The organism is Synechococcus sp. CCAP 1479/10 (genome assembly GCF_019038515.1).
Lineage (GTDB): Bacteria > Cyanobacteriota > Cyanobacteriia > PCC-6307 > Cyanobiaceae > Cyanobium.
In genome coordinates, this window is sequence record NZ_JAFKRJ010000061.1 from 1 (window position 1) to 373 (window position 373).

A 373-nucleotide genomic window follows, 5' to 3' on the forward strand; every position below is an offset into this window, starting at 1 on the left:
TCCACCGCCACGGCCAGTTCGCTCAGGGTGGGGGTGCGGCCCAGCTCCTGGCTGAGCTCCCGCTGGCCCTTCTTGAGCTTGTTGAGGGTTTCGGTGATGTGGATCGGCAGGCGGATCGTGCGGCTCTTCTCGGCGATCGCCCGGGTGATTCCCTGGCGGATCCACCAGTAGGCGTAGGTGGAGAACTTGTAGCCGCGGGTGGGATCGAACTTCTCGACACCCCGCACCAGGCCGATGGTGCCCTCCTGGATCAGGTCCAGGAGTTCCATGTTCCGCTTGGTGTACTTCTTCGCCACGCTCACCACCAGACGCAGGTTGGCGGCCACCATCCGCTCCTTGGCGCGGCGGCCGGCGTGCAGGCGCTTGCGCAGCA

General features: G+C 66.2%; 1 protein-coding gene. It reads right to left on the reverse strand.

Annotation, left to right across the window (positions count from 1 at the left end; translation table 11 throughout):
• The coding region (locus tag KUG39_RS16965) for a sigma-70 family RNA polymerase sigma factor (protein ID WP_216916615.1) at positions 1 to 373 on the reverse strand (373 nt) is incomplete at both ends.